Genomic DNA, 13,768 nt, shown 5'->3' with positions numbered 1-13,768 from the left:
TTTTTGTCCGAAGACATTAAGAATCCATGTCACTTTGAGTGCCCACACAGATTGTCTGATAAATTGTTAAAGAGCAGTTGCGACGCGGCTTGCAGCTCACCGTCGCGAGGTGGCGTATATTACGCTTTCCTCTTTCAGAGTCAACCCTGAAGTTCAGGATTTTTTCTCTTCAACCGACCGGGTTAACTGTGAAGTGATTCACATCCGCCGTGTCGATGGAGGCGCATTATAGGGATCCCAATTTTTAGCACAAGTACTTTTTGGATCTTTTTTTTCAACTGTCGATTTTCCGCGCTTTTCGCTGAAATCCCACCCAATATGCTTAAATATTGACGCTTTTTGCCTTGCCTCGATCCATTAATATGATCAAGTCTTCTATATAGTGCTCATCGTTCGAGGTAGATATGTCCGCAGTGTTACGTCCTTATAAAGATCTTCTCCCCCAAAAAGGCGATCGCGTGATGATCGATGCCAGCAGCGTGGTCATCGGCGATGTTCGAATGGCCGACGACGTCAGTATCTGGCCGCTCGTCGCCATCCGGGGGGATGTAAACCATGTGGCCATTGGTGCACGCACCAATATTCAGGACGGTAGCGTTCTGCACGTAACCCACAAATCCTCCTATAACCCCCAGGGCAATCCACTCATCATTGGAGAAGATGTCACCGTCGGCCATAAAGTGATGCTTCACGGCTGCACTATTGGTAATCGGGTTCTTGTTGGCATGGGGTCGATTTTGCTGGATGGCGTCATTGTAGAAGATGACGTGATGATTGGCGCAGGCAGCCTTGTTCCCCAGAACAAAAGACTGGAGAGCGGCTATCTCTATTTGGGAAGCCCGGTAAAACAGATCCGCCCCCTGAAGGAGGCAGAGATCGAAGGATTAAAATACTCGGCGAATAACTACGTTAAATGGAAGAATGACTATCTGAGTCAGGATACCCAGACCCAGCCCTGATCGTCTTCCTGCTGATCGCGGATTAAATCGCTGGCTTCCTCTTCAAGATCCCAGCGATTTTCACAAAACACCTCTAACGGGTCTGAACCACCAAAGCGACGCAACAGCGTTTCCCCACGAATGGCGCAGGTAAGTTGCATTCCATGCACCAGCACCGGGAAACAGACCGCCTGTTTACTCTCGTCCCAGCTTTCCCTGTCCGGAAAATGAATTGCCTGATTCACACCGTGAGCTCCCTTTTCAGCTTTTCAATGACCGGTTCGACCGAAGGCAATACACCGTGCCAGAGCAGCACCGCGTGTGCCGCCTGCCCCACCAGCATTCCCAGCCCATCGGCTACGTGTTTTCCGCCGTGCTGTTCACACCAGTTCAAAAAAGGTGTCTTCCCTTTCTGATAGAACATGTCGTAGAAGTAAATATGGGCACTTACCAGCGAAGCAGGGATCGCCGGCACGTCACCACCGATACCGCTGGAGGTGGCGTTGATGATCAGATCAAACTCACGATCGGCAAGTTCATCCAGGGCGACCGCGCTCACGCTGCCGGTATGTGCGAACAACGCAGCCAGCGCTTCTGCCCGCGAGAAGGTCCTGTTTGTAATGGTCACCGCGCAATCCAGTGACAGCAGAGGCAGCAATACTCCCCGCGACGCTCCGCCCGCACCAATCAGCAGAACCCTGAAACCAGGCTTAATAAATGAGAGCCTTTCCAGATCGCTCAGTAACCCAATTCCGTCAGTGTTGTCTCCCAGCAGGCGTCCATCTTCAAGCCGTTTTAAGGTATTCACTGCACCCGCAAGGGAAGCACGCTCTGTGAGTTCATCCGCACGTTCGAAGGCTTCCTCTTTAAACGGTACCGTTACATTCGCACCTTTGCCGCCCGCGTTGAAGAAACCCTCCAGCGCAGGAATAAATGCATCAACAGGTGCCAGCACGCGGCCATAGGGATGATTTATTTGCAGTTGCTCGGCAAACAGTTGATGGATTAACGGTGACTTGCTGTGCGCTATCGGATTACCAAAAACAGCATAGGTTTCCATTGGATTACCCCTGGCGAAAACGTTCGCCGGTCAAGGCGTCGCGGATTTCAGACGGATTGAGGCGCCCTCCCGTCTCACCGACAGCAACCGGGAAATCATTCCCAAACTGCGCCCTTACTTCGTCGGTTGTGCGGCAAGGTGGCTGCCCGGTCAGATTCGCGCTGGTTGAGACCAGTGGTTTCCCAAAGGCCAGGCAAAGCTCGACCACCAGCGGATGGTCCGTTACGCGCACGGCGAGGGAATCAAAGCGCCCGGTCAACCAGCGCGGCGTTGTCGGCTTCGCCGGGAAAACAAAGGTCACGGGGCCGGGCCATGCTGAGAAAATAGTCTCTCGCTGCTCCGGCGTTAGCATGGAATCATCGATATAAGGCTTAAGCTGCTCATAGTTAGCAGCGATTAAAATAAGCCCTTTTTCGACTGGCCTCTGTTTAAGTGTGAGCAATCGGCCAACGGCCGTTTCGCTGTCAGGATCGCAACCGACCCCAAAAACAGCTTCAGTTGGATAGGCGATGACTTCTTCATTTTTCAGGACATCCACCGCATGAGCAATGGAGCCTGATGGCAGGTTATTCTTCACTGTTTTGATCCGCCGGAACCGGCTTTCCACATTGTTTACTGGCGCAGAAGCGTTTCAAACCTTGCGCCGTTTTTTTCTCTATAAGTAGCGGATAATTGCAATGAGAGCAGACACCCGCTACCGGTTTGAAATTGATAACAAACTGACATTCAGGATAGCGATCGCAGGAATGAAAGGTCTTACCAAAACGAGAACGGCGCTGCACCAGCTGTCCACGCTGGCATTGAGGACAGGCAATAGCCGTTTCATCAGGTTTATCAATTTGTTCTGTATGTTCACATTCAGGATAGTGGCTACAGCCAATAAACATGCCGAAACGGCCCTGACGTAGCGCTAACTCGCCGCCGCAAAGAGGGCAAAGCTGTCCCTCCAGAATTTTGACGATATGTCCATCCGCCTGGCTTTTCAGGGGACGGACATAATCACATTCCGGATAGTGGGAACAACCGAGAAACGGGCCGTGTTTCCCGGACCGAATAACAAGTTCAGCCCCGCACTGCGGGCAGGGCTCATTTTTATGCACCGTGAATAGTGCTGATTTGGCCATAACAACTCTTGGTGCTGCACATTGAATTAATGCAGCATACCTTCATTCACTTCAAAGAGTAATTCTTCCATTTGCTGATAGGCATTTTCACAGCCTGGAATATTAAACAGAACCATCAGAATGACCCACTTGAGGTCTTCCAGTTCGAAATCTGCCGTATCCAGCGCCATAACGCGCTCTATCACCATCTCTCTCGTTTCGAGGTTTAGCACCTGAATCTGCTCAAGGAATAAAATGAATCCCCGGCAGCTCGCGTCCAGCCTTTCACACTCTTCAGCTGTGTAGATGCGCACAGACAATGGGTCAGAAGCTAACTGCATCGGTTCGGCGAGGCCTTCCTGATAATCAGCCAGTTTTTCCAGCCACATCAACGCATTATAGATATCTTCCCGCTCAAACCCCGCATCGGTAAGATCCTGTGTCAATTTGTCCTGATCCACTCGCATTTCTGCTTCGTTATGGATGTAAGTCTCAAACAAATACATCAGTACGTCGAACATGGCTTGCCCTCCTTAATCGGACATAGCCGCCGGGTACAGCTGCGATCCATCCTGCTAACTCCAGTTCGAGTAGCTGTGCTACCGTAACTGGCACAGGTTGGCCGGCACGTTCAGCGACAACGTCAACAGGTGTTACCTCATCTCCTACGTTAGCCAGGAGCTTGGGAAATGGCAATGCCACCTTTCCCTGATCTGATGAATAATGTCGCTTTTCGGGATCTTCCTGCAGCCATTGCAATCCATATTGCAAATTTTCAAGAATGTCCCTGACTTCCGTTACCGGTGTTGCACCCTGCTTTATCAGCCAGTGCGGCCCTTCGCATCCCGGGTTACCAATTGGGCCGGGTAAGGCAAACACGTCTCGCCCCTGCTCAAGCGCGCACCGTGCGGTCACAAGCGAACCGCTGCGTACCGCTGCTTCAACCACGAACACCCCCTGACTTAGCCCGCTGATAATTCGATTACGCCGGGGAAAGTGTCCCGGCCGGGGCTGCGCTGATAGCGGAAACTCAGACACTATCGCGCCACCAGAATCGATAAGCCGCGCAGCCAGCGCCTGATGCCGACGAGGATAAATACTAAAGAGACCGTTACCCAGCACCGCAACGCTACGCCCTTTTGCCGATAGCGCAGCGTTGTGGGCGACACCGTCAATTCCGCAGGCCAGCCCGCTGGTGATCGTTAAACCACTTAGAGAAAGCTGTTCACAGAGAATTTTTCCCCATCGCTCGCCGTACCATGACGGTGCACGGCTGCCAACAACCGCCAGCTGAACTGCATTCAGTACATTAGGGTTGCCTTTAACAAAGACTGCGCCTGGATAATCCGGGATCGTCCGGAGTAAGGGGGGATAAAGGGGGTGATCCGCCGTGATCAGATAGTTACCCGGCTGCTCAAGCCAGAGCAGGCTACTTTCCAGCTCACTTTCTCTAAGCGCAAAGAAACGTGCAGCCTGTTTGACAGACAGACCGGCGTCTCTGACAACGGGACCATCAATGGTTGTCTGGTTGTACAATCGTGCTGCCGCTTCCAGCATCACATCGCCATAAAGAGAACCGGTGTGTATTAACCGTAGCCATAACTCAGTCGACGTCATCCTTTCCCCTGCCATAAGCGGCCTCCGCAATCATTGCGATTGGTCACTGATGCTGTCAATCGATGGGGGTTTTGTCTAGAATAGGAGATAATATTCTTATCAACTCCTGAACACGACTCTGGAAATTTATGGCAGTTTTGCAAGTGTTACATATTCCGGACGAGCGCCTTCGCATCGTCGCTGAACCGGTAAAAGAAGTGAATGCAGAAATTCAGCGTATCGTTGATGATATGTTCGATACCATGTACGCCGAAGAAGGTATTGGTCTTGCGGCCACTCAGGTCGACATTCACAAGCGTATCATCGTGATCGACGTATCTGAAAATCGCGATGGCCGCCTGGTGTTAATCAATCCTGAGCTGCTCGAGAAGAGTGGCGAAACAGGTATTGAGGAAGGTTGTCTGTCTATTCCGGAACAGCGTGCTTTAGTGCCGCGTGCCGAAAAAGTGAAAATTCGCGCCCTGGATCGTGACGGCAATCCGTTCGAACTGGAAGCTGACGACCTGCTGGCGATCTGTATTCAGCATGAGATGGATCATCTGGTCGGTAAACTGTTTATCGATTATCTCTCGCCGCTGAAGCAGCAACGAATTCGTCAGAAAGTAGAGAAACTGGATCGTTTGCGTTCTCGCGCATAACGTCCCACCGGATACAAGGATCATCGTGTCTAAATCACTACGTATTATCTTCGCGGGAACCCCTGATTTTGCAGCGCGTCATCTTGACGCGCTGTTATCTTCTGGCCACCAGGTTGTTGGCGTGTTTACCCAACCGGATCGCCCGGCTGGCCGTGGAAAAAAACTGATGCCAGGTCCTGTTAAGGTGCTGGCAGAAGAGCATGGGTTACCTGTTTTCCAGCCAGCATCCTTGCGCCCTCAGGAAAACCAGCAGCTTGTCGCTGACCTGAATGCCGATGTAATGGTGGTGGTGGCTTACGGTTTAATTCTGCCAAAAGCTGTGCTTGATATGCCTCGCCTGGGTTGCATTAACGTGCATGGTTCTCTGCTTCCACGCTGGCGTGGGGCAGCACCTATTCAGCGCTCTTTATGGGCGGGTGATGCTGAAACGGGCGTCACAATCATGAAGATGGATGTAGGTTTAGACACCGGTGACATGCTTTATAAACTGGCCTGCCCCATTACGGCCGAGGATACCAGTGCCACCTTGTATGACAAGCTGGCAGAGCTTGGCCCGCAAGGGCTGATTGAAACCCTCCAGCAGATTGCGAATAATACGGCGAAACCTGAAGTTCAGGATGAAGCGCTGGTCACTTACGCTGAAAAATTGAGTAAAGAAGAAGCCCGGATTGACTGGTCTCTGTCAGCGGCTCAACTTGAACGCTGCATTCGCGCCTTTAACCCATGGCCGATGAGCTGGATGGTTATCGACGAGCAGCCGGTGAAAGTCTGGAAAGCCTCCCTTATTGACGGTCACACAACGGCTGAGCCCGGTACGATTATCGACGCCAGCAAGAACGGTATTCAGGTAGCTACCGCACAAGGGATCCTGAATCTGGAATCGCTACAACCTGCGGGTAAGAAGGCGATGAGCGCACAGGATTTGTTAAATTCTCGTCGCGAATGGTTTATCCCGGGCAATCGCCTTGCCTGACCTCATTTAATTTTAGCGCCCGGTGTTTCCGGGCATTTTTATTTTTACGGTTATGAAAAAACAAAATTTACGCAGTATGGCGGCTCAGGCCGTTGAGCAGGTTGTCGAGCAGGGCCAGTCATTGAGCAATATCCTGCCAGCTTTGCAGCAAAAAGTGTCCGACAAAGACAAAGCCCTGCTTCAGGAGCTCTGTTTTGGCGTCCTGCGCACGCTTTCTCAGCTCGAGTGGCTGGTTAATAAGCTGATGTCACGTCCAATGACCGGCAAGCAGCGCACCGTGCATTATTTGATTATGGTTGGCTTCTATCAGCTTCTTCACACGCGTATCCCGCCCCATGCCGCACTGGCTGAAACAGTGGAAGGTGCCGTTGTGATTAAACGTCCTATGCTGAAAGGGTTGATTAATGGCGTTCTGCGCCAGTTCCAGCGACAGCAGGAAGAGCTTCTGGCTGAGTTCGAGCAAAGTGAAGCACGTTATCTGCATCCTGACTGGCTTCTGAATCGCCTTAAAAAAGCCTGGCCAGAGCAGTGGCAGGCAATTGCCGACGCGAATAATCAGCGTCCGCCGATGTGGTTACGCGTCAACCGTAATCACCATACGCGCGACGCCTGGCTGGCTTTACTGGAAGAGGCTGGAATGAGCGGCTTCACACATGAAGCATATCCTGACGCTGTGCGTTTAGCCTCTCCAGCTCCGGTACATGCTTTACCCGGTTTTGATGAAGGCTGGGTGACCGTACAAGATGCTTCCGCGCAGGGCTGCATGGCCTGGCTGGAACCTAAAAACGGCCAGCACATCCTCGATCTCTGTGCCGCGCCAGGCGGTAAGACGACGCATATTCTGGAAGTGGCTCCTCAGGCAAACGTCATGGCCGTGGATGTCGATGAGCAGCGTCTTTCACGCGTCTATGACAACCTTAAGCGCCTGGGAATGAAAGCGCAGGTTAAGCAAGGCGATGGCCGCAAACCCGCAGAATGGTGTGGTGAAACGCAATTCGATCGCATCTTGCTGGATGCTCCCTGCTCGGCAACCGGCGTTATTCGTCGCCACCCGGATATCAAGTGGTTGCGTCGCGATCGCGATATCAAGGAACTGACCCAACTGCAATCCGACATTCTTGATGCCATTTGGCCACACCTGAAGCCAGGAGGCACGCTGGTCTATGCGACCTGTTCGGTCCTTCCGGAAGAAAACAGTCAGCAGATTGCAGCCTTCCTTAAACGTACCCCGGATGCAGTGCTACACGACACGGGCACGCCTGAATGCCCAGGCCTGCAGAATCTGCCGGCCGCTGAAGCAGGTGATGGCTTCTTTTACGCTAAGCTAATCAAAGAGTGATGTTGAGAACAGGTCACGAGATATGAAGATAATCATTCTGGGTGCCGGACAAGTTGGTGGGACGCTGGCTGAAAACCTTGTTGGCGAAAATAATGACATCACGATTGTCGATACCAATGGCGCTCGGCTGCGTGTTTTACAGGACAAATTTGACCTTCGCGTCGTGCAAGGTCATGGCTCGCACCCGCGTGTCCTGCGTGAAGCGGGCGCCGACGATGCTGACATGCTGGTTGCGGTGACCAGTTCTGACGAAACCAACATGGTGGCATGTCAGGTGGCCTATTCGCTGTTCAACACGCCGAACCGGATCGCGCGCATCCGCTCCCCGGACTATGTCCGGGATGCAGAGAAGCTGTTTAATTCCGAAGCGGTCCCTATCGACCATCTTATCGCTCCAGAACAGCTGGTTATCGACAATATCTACCGCCTGATCGAATATCCTGGTGCGCTGCAGGTGGTGAACTTCGCCGAAGGTAAAGTGAGCCTGGCGGTCGTTAAGGCCTATTACGGCGGCCCATTGATCGGTAATGCGCTCTCCACCATGCGTGAGCATATGCCGCATATTGATACCCGCGTTGCAGCCATTTTCCGCCATGACAGGCCAATTCGCCCACAGGGTTCAACCATAGTCGAGGCAGGTGATGAAGTCTTCTTCATCGCGGCATCTCAGCATATTCGCGCGGTAATGAGCGAACTGCAGCGTCTCGAAAAACCGTATAAACGCATTATGCTCGTTGGCGGTGGTAATATCGGCGCGGGACTGGCGCACCGCTTGGAAAAAGACTACAGCGTGAAGTTGATCGAGCGCGATCAACAGCGCGCGGCTGAGCTGGCTGAAAAGCTGCAAAACACCATCGTGTTTTATGGCGATGCCTCTGATCAAGAGCTGCTGGCAGAAGAGCATATTGATCAAGTTGATCTGTTTATTGCCGTCACTAACGACGACGAGGCGAACATTATGTCCGCCATGCTCGCCAAACGTATGGGGGCAAAAAAAGTCATGGTGCTTATTCAACGCCGCGCCTACGTGGACCTCGTGCAGGGAAGCGTTATTGATATCGCGATATCACCGCAACAAGCAACCATTTCAGCCCTGCTGAGCCATGTTCGTAAGGCGGATATTGTTGGCGTATCTTCCCTTCGCCGCGGTGTGGCTGAAGCCATTGAGGCCGTTGCTCATGGTGATGAAACCACATCACGCGTTGTGGGCCGCGCTATCGATGAAATTAAACTGCCACCGGGAACAATTATTGGTGCCGTGGTGCGTGGAAACGACGTGATGATTGCTAATGATAATTTACGTATCGAGCAAGGCGACCACGTCATTATGTTCCTTACCGATAAAAAGTTTATTACCGACGTCGAACGTTTATTCCAGCCAAGTCCATTCTTCCTGTAATCAATCAGGTGCTTATAAAAGAGCACCTGATTATTAACCCTCTTATTCCCATGCCTTTTATTTTTCATAACGATTAATTATCCCCAATGGAAATTAATTAATCATTTGTTAAACTTATAATCGTCAGTTGGCTCAAGGAGAAGAAAATGAGTTTAGTTAAAGAATTTCGCGAATTTGCGATGCGCGGGAATGTGGTGGATCTGGCAGTGGGTGTCATTATCGGTGCAGCGTTCGGTAAGATCGTTTCATCACTGGTAGCCGACATTATTATGCCTCCCCTCGGGCTGTTAATCGGGGGCATTGATTTTAAACAGTTTGCCGTGACGCTTCGGGATGCACAGGGTGATGTCCCTGCCGTTGTTATGCATTATGGCGTTTTCATTCAGAACATATTTGATTTCGTGATCGTGGCGTTCGCCATTTTTATGGCTATCAAGCTTATCAATAAGCTTAACCGTAAAAAGGCTGAAGAACCGGCTGCGCCGCCTGCTCCGACAAAAGAAGAAGTGTTATTGACTGAAATTCGCGATCTGTTGAAAGAGCAAAATAACCGCTCTTAATCAGACGTTGAAAAAAGGAAGGCCAGTGGTAAAAAAGCGATTCGCTTGCTTGCCACTGGCCTCCCAGTTACCCCGTTTTGCATGTTTCCCTTTTCGTAAATAACTCCCTTTTCCTTTTTTATTCTTCTCAATACGCTGCCTGAAAAGCGGGTCGTGGAGCAGTGCCTCAATGGCATTGTCCTGAATTTGCCCTTTCGTATGCTGATAGCGGCTCATAATTTCTCCTGAGCATGGTGTATGTCGACGGGAGTCTAGTCCCGGATGAAGTAAAAATCAACAGCCCTGGGTTCCACTGGCCCCCTGTTCAAGGGCTTCAAGAATTGAACAATAAATACTGCTATGGGCTGTACCGCAGCAGGCGTCATTCAACCGTTGCAGAGAACGCTGCATGGTCTGCAGTTCCTGTATACGCGCTTCAACTTCATCAAGCCTTGCCTGTACGATACTCTTCGACTCCTGGCAAGTATGGTGTTCAGGATCGATGCGGATCGAAAGTAACTCGCGGATCGAGTCCAGCGTGAAACCAAGCTGGCGAGCGTAGCGGATAAACCGCAAGCGCTGCAGGTCATGATCGGTATAGAGTCGAAATCCACCTTCAGTACGAACCTCGTGATCAATCATCTGCTGCTTTTCGTAATAGCGGATAGTGTCCGGCGTCACGTTAGCAAGCCTGGCAAGTTCACCGATACGGTACATGGTTATTCCTCATTGATTTTCTGCATTAGCCTGTCACTGTACTCACCGTGCAAAAAGTCTGTGCTCATTCCGGCCTGACGCATTTTGAGTTCGATGAGAGCCAGTCGACGGCTAATTTCACGGTGGCTGGGATCATCCTTGCGAATCCCTTTCAGCAGGTCAGCCAGTTGCATGGCCTCTTTACGCTGCTCCAGTTCCGGTGGTAAACAACCGGCATTTTTGAGTAAGCGATATCCGGCCCGTAATTCAGGGGCAACATGCGAATCATCATCAAGCACTAACGGCTCGCCGCGTCCCGCAAGGTTATCAAATTCGCCTTTTCGCTGAGCATCGCTGATATGGCGTTCTGCCCACTGGTCGAGCAACCACATGAATAACTCCAGAAGATGAACAGAAAAGATACAGATATTGTAGAGAAGTGGGGATTCAGCGGATATAAAAAAACCCGCCGAAGCGGGTTTTTTTACGTTACTACAGATTACTCTGCAGCAGCTTCTGCTTTAGATTCTGAACGATCAACCAGCTCGATGTAAGCCATCGGAGCGTTGTCGCCTGCACGGAAGCCACACTTCAGAATACGAGTGTAACCACCGGCACGGCTCGCGAAACGCGGACCCAGTTCGTTAAACAGTTTTGCCACGATCTCGTTATCACGAGTACGGGCGAATGCCAGACGACGATTTGAAACGCTGTCAGTCTTGGCAAGAGTAATCAGCGGCTCAACTACGCGACGCAGCTCTTTCGCTTTAGGCAGGGTCGTCTTGATGATTTCATGACGAACCAGTGAACCTGCCATGTTGCGGAACATAGCCTGGCGATGGCTGCTGTTGCGGTTCAGTTGACGACCACTCTTACGATGGCGCATGACCTTATCCTTCTCAGTAAAACCTTAACCTGTGATCCGGTTACTCGTCAGCAATGCTTGCTGGTGGCCAGTTTTCCAGGCGCATGCCCAGAGACAGACCACGTGAAGCCAGCACGTCTTTAATCTCGGTAAGAGATTTTTTACCCAGGTTCGGCGTTTTCAGCAACTCAACCTCGGTACGCTGTACCAGATCACCGATATAGTGGATAGCTTCTGCCTTGAGGCAGTTAGCAGAGCGGACAGTCAATTCGAGATCGTCAACAGGGCGCAGCAGGATCGGATCGAATTCTGGTTTCTCTTCTTTCACTTCCGGCTGACGAACATCACGTAAGTCAACGAAAGCTTCCAGTTGTTCTGCCAGGATGGTTGCCGCACGACGAATCGCCTCTTCAGGATCGATTGTGCCGTTGGTTTCCATTTCGATGACCAGCTTGTCCAGGTCGGTACGCTGTTCTACACGCGCTGCTTCAACATTGTAGGCAATACGCTCTACAGGGCTGTAGCATGCGTCGACCAGCAGACGGCCGATTGGGCGCTCATCTTCTTCCGAATGAATTCGGGCAGAAGCCGGCACATAACCACGACCGCGCTGAACTTTGATACGCATGCTAATCGCTGCGTTCTCATCGGTCAGGTGGCAGATCACGTGCTGCGGCTTGACGATTTCAACATCACCGTCGTGGGTGATGTCGGCTGCAGTCACAGGGCCAATGCCAGATTTATTCAGAGTAAGAATAACTTCATCTTTACCCTGAACTCTCACCGCCAGCCCTTTCAGGTTGAGCAGGATTTCAAGGATATCTTCCTGAACGCCTTCTTTGGTGCTGTACTCATGAAGTACACCATCAATCTCAACCTCGGTCACCGCGCAACCCGGCATCGATGAGAGCAGAATACGGCGCAGTGCGTTACCCAGAGTATGGCCAAAGCCACGCTCTAAAGGCTCAAGGGTCACCTTGGCGTGCGTCGAACTCACTTGCTCGATATCTACCAGGCGCGGTTTTAGAAACTCTGTCACAGAACCCTGCATTGTGTCCTCTCTTTGGTACTAAGCTTTACTTGGAGTAAAGCTCGACGATCAGGTGTTCGTTAATGTCCGCAGACAGATCAGAACGTTCTGGCTGACGCTTGAACGTACCTTCCATCTTGCCAGCATCAACTTCCAGCCAGGTTGGCTTTTCACGCTGCTCAGCCAGCTCCAGAGCGGCTTTCACGCGAGATTGCTTTTTCGCTTTCTCACGAATGCTAACAACGTCATTCGCTTTAACCTGATAAGAAGCGATGTTAACAACACGACCGTTTACCATGATTGCTTTATGGCTAACCAACTGGCGTGATTCAGCACGAGTCGCGCCGAAGCCCATACGGTAAACAACGTTGTCCAGACGACCTTCCAGCAGAGCCAGCAGGTTTTCACCTGTGTTGCCTTTCAGACGTGCTGCTTCTTTATAGTAGTTACGGAACTGACGCTCCAGCACACCGTACATACGGCGAACTTTTTGCTTTTCACGCAACTGCACACCATAGTCAGACAGACGCGGTTTACGCGCACCGTGCTGGCCAGGAGCTTGTTCAATTTTACACTTGGTATCGATCGCGCGAACGCCAGACTTAAGGAATAAGTCGGTGCCCTCACGACGGCTCAGCTTGAGCTTAGGACCCAAATATCTTGCCATTTTCTATCTCCAACTAACCTAAAAAACGAGCGTTATACGCGACGTTTTTTCGGCGGACGACAACCGTTATGAGGGATCGGAGTCACATCAGTAATATTCGTGATGCGGAAACCAGCGGCGTTCAGAGCGCGAACAGTAGATTCACGACCCGGACCCGGACCTTTAACCATAACTTCCAGATTCTTGATGCCGTATTCTTTTACGGCTTCTGCGCAACGCTCTGCTGCAACCTGAGCTGCAAACGGAGTGGATTTGCGAGAACCACGGAAACCGGAACCACCGGCTGTTGCCCAACCCAAAGCGTTACCCTGACGATCAGTAATAGTAACGATGGTGTTGTTGAAAGAAGCATGGATATGAGCCACGCCGTCAGAGACTTGTTTTCTTACACGTTTACGTGCACGAACTGGTGCCTTTGCCATTATTCAATCACCCCGATTATTTCTTGATCGGTTTGCGCGGACCCTTACGGGTACGTGCGTTGGTCTTAGTACGCTGACCGCGCACTGGCAGACCACGACGATGACGCAAACCGCGATAGCAACCAAGATCCATCAGGCGCTTGATGCTCATGCTGATTTCACGGCGCAGATCACCTTCAACGACAAATTTGGCAACTTCGTCACGCAGCGTGTCGATTTGTTCTTCAGACAGCTCACTGATCTTAACATCTTCAGCGATACCCGCTGCAGCCAGAATGGCTTTGGAACGGGTCTTGCCGACGCCATAGATCGAAGTTAATGCGATCACAGCATGTTTCTGATCAGGAATGTTAATGCCTGCTATACGGGCCACTATGCACTCCTACTATTTAATATGTACGCACCATGCTGAAAAGCCCGTTTTCAGGATACTCAAATGGAAACGTACAGACATACAAAAGATTGGCTGGCTAATCTAGCCA

The 13,768-nt window shown here is 51.3% G+C and carries 20 protein-coding genes; 6 read left to right on the top strand and 14 right to left on the bottom strand.

The features are described 5' to 3' along the window. Positions 1–404 precede the first annotated feature (404 nt). The gene (locus AC2FAP_RS24035; RefSeq protein WP_014171882.1) at positions 405–959 is read left to right on the top strand and encodes a gamma carbonic anhydrase family protein; all 555 of its coding nucleotides are present in this window, start codon (positions 405–407) and stop codon (positions 957–959) included. Here the strand turns inward: AC2FAP_RS24035 and AC2FAP_RS24030 are convergent. The 6 genes from AC2FAP_RS24030 to dprA are packed head-to-tail and all read right to left on the bottom strand — an operon-like array spanning position 935 to position 4,718. Then, a complete protein-coding gene (locus tag AC2FAP_RS24030) occupies positions 935–1,183 on the bottom strand; it encodes a DUF1488 family protein (protein WP_014171883.1) in 249 nt (82 codons plus the stop codon). The genes AC2FAP_RS24035 and AC2FAP_RS24030 overlap by 25 nt on opposite strands. After that, positions 1,180–1,998, bottom strand: coding sequence for a shikimate dehydrogenase (gene aroE / locus AC2FAP_RS24025; protein WP_032680173.1), 819 nt, complete (start codon positions 1,996–1,998; stop codon positions 1,180–1,182). The genes AC2FAP_RS24030 and aroE overlap by 4 nt, the downstream gene beginning before the upstream one ends. Before the next feature lie 4 nt (positions 1,999–2,002). Beyond that, on the bottom strand, positions 2,003–2,575 hold the full coding sequence (gene tsaC / locus AC2FAP_RS24020) for an L-threonylcarbamoyladenylate synthase type 1 TsaC (protein ID WP_020882978.1): 573 nt from the start codon (positions 2,573–2,575) through the stop codon (positions 2,003–2,005). Then, complete coding sequence (locus AC2FAP_RS24015) at positions 2,565–3,122, bottom strand: DNA topoisomerase family protein (RefSeq protein WP_014171886.1); 558 nt, start codon at positions 3,120–3,122, stop codon at positions 2,565–2,567. Before AC2FAP_RS24015 ends, tsaC begins: the two co-directional genes overlap by 11 nt. Before the next feature lie 26 nt (positions 3,123–3,148). Next, positions 3,149–3,622: a DUF494 family protein Smg gene (gene smg, locus AC2FAP_RS24010; RefSeq protein WP_014171887.1), complete on the bottom strand. Its 474-nt coding sequence runs from the start codon at positions 3,620–3,622 to the stop codon at positions 3,149–3,151. After that, a complete protein-coding gene (dprA, locus tag AC2FAP_RS24005) occupies positions 3,594–4,718 on the bottom strand; it encodes a DNA-protecting protein DprA (protein ID WP_150344241.1) in 1,125 nt (374 codons plus the stop codon). The genes smg and dprA overlap by 29 nt, the downstream gene beginning before the upstream one ends. Before the next feature lie 128 nt (positions 4,719–4,846). Between dprA and def the strand changes: the two genes are divergently transcribed. The 5 genes from def (at position 4,847) to mscL (ending at position 9,627) form a co-directional block, all read left to right on the top strand. Continuing rightward, on the top strand, positions 4,847–5,356 hold the full coding sequence (gene def / locus AC2FAP_RS24000; RefSeq protein WP_008503479.1) for a peptide deformylase: 510 nt from the start codon (positions 4,847–4,849) through the stop codon (positions 5,354–5,356). A 25-nt stretch (positions 5,357–5,381) separates the two neighbouring features. Further along, positions 5,382–6,329 (top strand): methionyl-tRNA formyltransferase, encoded by a 948-nt coding sequence (gene fmt, locus AC2FAP_RS23995; RefSeq protein ID WP_014171889.1) that lies wholly within the window; start codon positions 5,382–5,384, stop codon positions 6,327–6,329. A 52-nt stretch (positions 6,330–6,381) separates the two neighbouring features. Further along, positions 6,382–7,668, top strand: a complete 1,287-nt coding sequence (gene rsmB, locus AC2FAP_RS23990; protein ID WP_182268729.1) for a 16S rRNA (cytosine(967)-C(5))-methyltransferase RsmB — start codon at positions 6,382–6,384, stop codon at positions 7,666–7,668. Between the two features lie 22 nt (positions 7,669–7,690). Then, complete coding sequence (gene trkA / locus AC2FAP_RS23985; protein ID WP_182268728.1) at positions 7,691–9,067, top strand: Trk system potassium transporter TrkA; 1,377 nt, start codon at positions 7,691–7,693, stop codon at positions 9,065–9,067. A gap of 146 nt (positions 9,068–9,213) precedes the next feature. Then, positions 9,214–9,627: a large-conductance mechanosensitive channel protein MscL gene (gene mscL / locus AC2FAP_RS23980; RefSeq protein WP_014171892.1), complete on the top strand. Its 414-nt coding sequence runs from the start codon at positions 9,214–9,216 to the stop codon at positions 9,625–9,627. Here the strand turns inward: mscL and AC2FAP_RS23975 are convergent, their stop codons facing one another. From AC2FAP_RS23975 to rpsM, 8 genes are all read right to left on the bottom strand, one after another. Beyond that, positions 9,628–9,843: an alternative ribosome-rescue factor A gene (locus AC2FAP_RS23975; protein ID WP_014171893.1), complete on the bottom strand. Its 216-nt coding sequence runs from the start codon at positions 9,841–9,843 to the stop codon at positions 9,628–9,630. A gap of 57 nt (positions 9,844–9,900) precedes the next feature. Further along, entirely contained in the window at positions 9,901–10,323 is a 423-nt protein-coding gene (gene zntR / locus AC2FAP_RS23970; protein WP_014171894.1) for a Zn(2+)-responsive transcriptional regulator, read from the bottom strand. Positions 10,324–10,325: 2 nt separating this feature from the next. Continuing rightward, entirely contained in the window at positions 10,326–10,694 is a 369-nt protein-coding gene (locus tag AC2FAP_RS23965; RefSeq protein WP_014171895.1) for a DnaJ family domain-containing protein, read from the bottom strand. Positions 10,695–10,801: 107 nt separating this feature from the next. Further along, a complete protein-coding gene (gene rplQ / locus AC2FAP_RS23960; protein WP_182268727.1) occupies positions 10,802–11,188 on the bottom strand; it encodes a 50S ribosomal protein L17 in 387 nt (128 codons plus the stop codon). 40 nt (positions 11,189–11,228) lie between these two features. After that, positions 11,229–12,218 carry a DNA-directed RNA polymerase subunit alpha gene (locus tag AC2FAP_RS23955; RefSeq protein ID WP_002919219.1) on the bottom strand — a complete coding sequence of 330 codons (990 nt, stop codon included), beginning with the start codon at positions 12,216–12,218 and terminating at the stop codon, positions 11,229–11,231. A gap of 25 nt (positions 12,219–12,243) precedes the next feature. Next, positions 12,244–12,864: a 30S ribosomal protein S4 gene (gene rpsD / locus AC2FAP_RS23950; protein ID WP_004868345.1), complete on the bottom strand. Its 621-nt coding sequence runs from the start codon at positions 12,862–12,864 to the stop codon at positions 12,244–12,246. Between the two features lie 32 nt (positions 12,865–12,896). Next, entirely contained in the window at positions 12,897–13,286 is a 390-nt protein-coding gene (gene rpsK / locus AC2FAP_RS23945) for a 30S ribosomal protein S11 (protein WP_003863312.1), read from the bottom strand. Positions 13,287–13,302: 16 nt separating this feature from the next. Beyond that, the gene (rpsM, locus tag AC2FAP_RS23940; RefSeq protein ID WP_003863308.1) at positions 13,303–13,659 is read right to left on the bottom strand and encodes a 30S ribosomal protein S13; all 357 of its coding nucleotides are present in this window, start codon (positions 13,657–13,659) and stop codon (positions 13,303–13,305) included. Positions 13,660–13,768 lie beyond the last annotated feature (109 nt).

The organism is Enterobacter cloacae complex sp. 394I7, assembly GCF_057320345.1.
This window is presented reverse-complemented; position numbering and strand designations above follow the sequence as displayed.

What these genes read in the sequence shown, in the direction of transcription:
- AC2FAP_RS24035 (WP_014171882.1), top strand. Translation starts at nt 405, where the DNA reads ATGTCCGCAGTGTTACGTCCTTATAAAGATCTTCTCCCCCAAAAAGGC.
- aroE (WP_032680173.1), bottom strand. Translation starts at nt 1,998, where the DNA reads ATGGAAACCTATGCTGTTTTTGGTAATCCGATAGCGCACAGCAAGTCA.
- AC2FAP_RS24015 (WP_014171886.1), bottom strand. Translation starts at nt 3,122, where the DNA reads ATGGCCAAATCAGCACTATTCACGGTGCATAAAAATGAGCCCTGCCCG.
- smg (WP_014171887.1), bottom strand. Translation starts at nt 3,622, where the DNA reads ATGTTCGACGTACTGATGTATTTGTTTGAGACTTACATCCATAACGAA.
- dprA (WP_150344241.1), bottom strand. Translation starts at nt 4,718, where the DNA reads ATGACGTCGACTGAGTTATGGCTACGGTTAATACACACCGGTTCTCTT.
- def (WP_008503479.1), top strand. Translation starts at nt 4,847, where the DNA reads ATGGCAGTTTTGCAAGTGTTACATATTCCGGACGAGCGCCTTCGCATC.
- rsmB (WP_182268729.1), top strand. Translation starts at nt 6,382, where the DNA reads ATGAAAAAACAAAATTTACGCAGTATGGCGGCTCAGGCCGTTGAGCAG.
- trkA (WP_182268728.1), top strand. Translation starts at nt 7,691, where the DNA reads ATGAAGATAATCATTCTGGGTGCCGGACAAGTTGGTGGGACGCTGGCT.
- mscL (WP_014171892.1), top strand. Translation starts at nt 9,214, where the DNA reads ATGAGTTTAGTTAAAGAATTTCGCGAATTTGCGATGCGCGGGAATGTG.
- AC2FAP_RS23975 (WP_014171893.1), bottom strand. Translation starts at nt 9,843, where the DNA reads ATGAGCCGCTATCAGCATACGAAAGGGCAAATTCAGGACAATGCCATT.
- zntR (WP_014171894.1), bottom strand. Translation starts at nt 10,323, where the DNA reads ATGTACCGTATCGGTGAACTTGCCAGGCTTGCTAACGTGACGCCGGAC.
- AC2FAP_RS23965 (WP_014171895.1), bottom strand. Translation starts at nt 10,694, where the DNA reads ATGTGGTTGCTCGACCAGTGGGCAGAACGCCATATCAGCGATGCTCAG.
- rplQ (WP_182268727.1), bottom strand. Translation starts at nt 11,188, where the DNA reads ATGCGCCATCGTAAGAGTGGTCGTCAACTGAACCGCAACAGCAGCCAT.
- AC2FAP_RS23955 (WP_002919219.1), bottom strand. Translation starts at nt 12,218, where the DNA reads ATGCAGGGTTCTGTGACAGAGTTTCTAAAACCGCGCCTGGTAGATATC.
- rpsD (WP_004868345.1), bottom strand. Translation starts at nt 12,864, where the DNA reads ATGGCAAGATATTTGGGTCCTAAGCTCAAGCTGAGCCGTCGTGAGGGC.
- rpsK (WP_003863312.1), bottom strand. Translation starts at nt 13,286, where the DNA reads ATGGCAAAGGCACCAGTTCGTGCACGTAAACGTGTAAGAAAACAAGTC.